A 3,270-nucleotide genomic window follows, 5' to 3' on the forward strand; every position below is an offset into this window, starting at 1 on the left:
GCCGCGGCCCGCTGACCGGCAGTCCGCGCCGGGGCAGGACCTCCAGGATCGGCTGGGCGCTGGTCGCGGTGACGACCGGTTCGGGGGTCGGGCTCGGCCGGGCCACGACGAGGTCCTCCTCGTCCTTGCCGTCCGCGAGGTCGGGCAGGGGCAGGACGGCGCTCGAGCTGACCGGTCCGCCGGCCAGGCTGACGCTGATCAGCCCCCCGTAGACCATGCAGAGGGCACCGAAGCCGTACGCGACCCGGCGCAGCATGCGACTGCGGCGGCCGGTCGAGTCCACGAACACCGGCGAGGGATGCGCGACGACGATCACCTCGGTGTCAGGCATGTCGACGTCGGCGATTGGCGGGTTTTGGGGCTCCTGCAATGTCACGCGGCGAGCTTAGGAACATCTCCGGCGATCTTGACGGCAGTCACCGGTTCTGATGACCGCCGAACGTGGGACCGGAATCAGCCGAAACGGTGAGCGTTCACGTTTGACCTGCTGAAGATGGTGTGCGTGGCATTTCCGGAGGTCTCGCTGACCTGCGGACAATGGCGCCGGGAGCAAAGGTTACGCCGTTTTCGCCGACGATTTCCTGTCGCATTCCCGACTGTCGTCCACGCCATTATCCGAATGGTTTTCACCAGCGGATAAGTGCCATTAAAACCAATATAGCGCTATGTACCTTTTGTCTGAGGCGGACGCGACGTACCCGCCTGGTCACGGTCCGATGACGACCTGCGGCAACTTTCCCGGCAACTGAGTAAGTCCACCCGTTGTGTCCACCATCGGCGGTCGTTAAGCTTCTTCATGCGCGCCTCTATCGCCCGCTTCCCCCGTGGCAGGCGATCGGGGCGCGCGCCTTGTCTCCAGGAAGCACGCACGAGAAACGCCCGCCGCTGATCGCGACGGGCGTTTCCGCGTTTCCGGTGCTAGATCCAGCGACCGCCGAGCCACATCCGGGCCGACCAGTCGGCGTACGGGATCAGCTGCCCCACGAAGATCGGATAGAAGTACGCGAAGCAGAGCGCGACCAGCAACACATAGACGCCTGCCACGACGGTGCCGACCAGCTGTCTGTCCGTTCGTCCCGCGCCTGTCGCTGTCCCTTCCGGTGGCGTCATGATCGCGCCGAGCACGTAGACGACGGCCAGGATCAGGAACGGCAGCGCCGGCAGCACGTAGAAGGCGAACATGGTGCGTCCGTCGGCCACCGCGAAGTAGAACCACGGGAGCAGGCCGGCCACCACGCCCGTACCGATGGCGAAGGCCCGCCAGTCCCGCCGGGCGATGCCGAACCAGACCAGCGCGCCCAGCGCGGGCAGGAACGACCACCACAGGATCGGCGTGCCCAGCAGCAGGATCTCCGCCGCGCAGCTCGGGGCCCCGCAGCTGCCGTTGCCGTTCCAGTAGAACGCCACCGGGCGGCCCAGCAGCAGCCACTGCCACGGCCAGGACTGGTACACGTGCCGGTCGGTCAGTCCGCTGTGGAAGTTGTACGCCTCGGAGTGGTAGTGCAGCAGGTTCAGCAGCGGGCCCAGGATCGGCGGCTCGCTGAGCCCGTTCGCCTCGCGGTAGTGCCGGAAGTAGCCGGTGTCGGTGACGAACCAGCCGGTCCACGAGGCCAGGTAGAAGATGATCGTGAGTACGAAGCTCAGCACCAGGTAACCGAGGTCGCCGAGCAGGCCGCGCCGCACCGGGCGGCGTACGCCGGCCGAGCGCCGCGCCTGGGCCCGCCACACGATCACCAGCAGCCCGTAGAAAGGCGCGAAGAACAGCGCACTCCACTTGACGCCGCAGGCCAGGCCAAAGAGCACCCCGGCGGCGAGCAGCCACCAGGGGAAGACGCGGGGCAGGCCGCGGGCGGTCGCCGGGTCGTAGCCGTCCTCCAGGGCCCGCAGCCAGCGCCGGCGGTAGTGGTCGCGGTCCAGCACCAGCGCCCCGAAGGTGGCCAGGATGAACAGCCCCAGGAAGATGTCGAGCAGCGACGTGCGCGACAGCACCAGCTGGAAGCCGTCGAGCGTCATCAGCAGGCCCGCGATGCCGGCCAGCACGATCGAGTGGAACAACCGGTACGCGATCCGGATCAGGATCAGGATCATCAGGGTGCCGGCGATCGCCCCCGAGATCCGCCAGCCCAGCTCGTTGTTGCCGAACACCTTCTCGCCGAGCGCGATCAGCCACTTGCCCAGCGGTGGGTGCACCACGTACGCGGGACCGTTGGTCTTCTCGTCCCACTCCACACCGTGCTGGAGCATGTCCCAGGCGTCGGTCGGGTAGTAGACCTCGTCGAAGATGTAGCCCTTCGGCCGGGTCAGCCCGACCAGCCGCAGGATCGCCGCGATCGCCACGATCACCCCGGTGACCAGCCACGAATACGGGTTCCACCACCGGTCCAGGGTCGCCAGCCGGCGGCGTACCGCGTCGGGCACACCCCCGGCGCCCGTGGCCGCCGTGGCGTCCGGTGGCTCGTCCGCAGGGATGTCTGCGCTGATCTCAGTTTCAGCTGTCGCCGAAGTCACCCCGCGATCGTAGGCCGCGGGACAAGTCCACGGCGCTCGGCGCCCGCGCGTCTTCATGTGATGGACTTCCCGGGTGGCGGAGATGGGTACAGGCCGGGTCGTGCTGGTCGGCGCGCCGCTGGGCAATGTCGGCGACGCGTCCACCAGGCTGCGCGAGGTGCTGGCCGGCGCGGACGTGGTCGCCGCGGAGGACACCCGCCGGCTGCTGCGCCTGGCCAGGGACCTGGACATCACCGTGGCCGGGCGGATCGTGTCGTATTTCGAGGGCAACGAGGAACGCCGTACCCCCGATCTGGTCTCCGCCCTGCGCGACGGCGCGGTCGTCGCGGTCGTCACCGACGGCGGGATGCCCAGCGTCTCCGACCCGGGCTACCGCCTGGTCCGGGCCGCGCTGGACGCCGGCTTCCCGGTCACCGCGGCCCCCGGACCCAGTGCCGTGACCACCGCCCTGGCCCTCTCCGGGCTGCCCAGCGACCGGTTCTGCTTCGAGGGTTTCCTGCCGCGCAGCGGCTCGGGCCGCCGGTCCCGGCTGCGCGAGCTCGCCGCCGAGTCCCGCACGCTGGTCTTCTTCGAGGCGCCGCACCGGATCTCGGCCGCGCTGACCGACCTGGCGGGCGCGTTCGGCGCCGAGCGCGAGGCCGCGGTGTGCCGTGAGCTGACCAAGACCTACGAGGAGATCCGCCGGGGCCCGCTGGGCGAGCTGGCGGCCTGGTCGGCCGAGGCCGACCCGCGCGGGGAGATCACCGTGGTGGTGGGGGGGGC

The 3,270-nt window shown here is 69.5% G+C and carries 3 protein-coding genes; 1 reads left to right on the plus strand and 2 read right to left on the minus strand.

Going from position 1 to position 3,270, the window contains the following annotated elements:
* The coding region (locus AB0C29_RS40125) for a hypothetical protein (protein ID WP_360832098.1) at positions 1–331 on the minus strand (331 nt) is incomplete at its 3' end.
* A 587-nt stretch (positions 332–918) separates the two neighbouring features.
* Positions 919–2,565 carry a glycosyltransferase family 39 protein gene (locus tag AB0C29_RS40130; protein WP_360832102.1) on the minus strand — a complete coding sequence of 549 codons (1,647 nt, stop codon included), beginning with the start codon at positions 2,563–2,565 and terminating at the stop codon, positions 919–921.
* 25 nt (positions 2,566–2,590) lie between these two features.
* Between AB0C29_RS40130 and rsmI the strand changes: the two genes are divergently transcribed.
* Positions 2,591–3,270, plus strand: a 680-nt coding sequence (gene rsmI, locus AB0C29_RS40135; protein ID WP_360832105.1) for a 16S rRNA (cytidine(1402)-2'-O)-methyltransferase, incomplete at its 3' end; no start/stop codon positions are given.

The sequence above is a fragment of the Actinoplanes sp. NPDC048791 genome (assembly GCF_040650095.1).
GTDB lineage: Bacteria > Actinomycetota > Actinomycetes > Mycobacteriales > Micromonosporaceae > Actinoplanes.

Bases quoted from the DNA above. Each gene is read 5' to 3' on its own strand.
- AB0C29_RS40130 (WP_360832102.1), bottom strand. From the start codon at position 2,565: ATGAAGACGCGCGGGCGCCGAGCGCCGTGGACTTGTCCCGCGGCCTAC.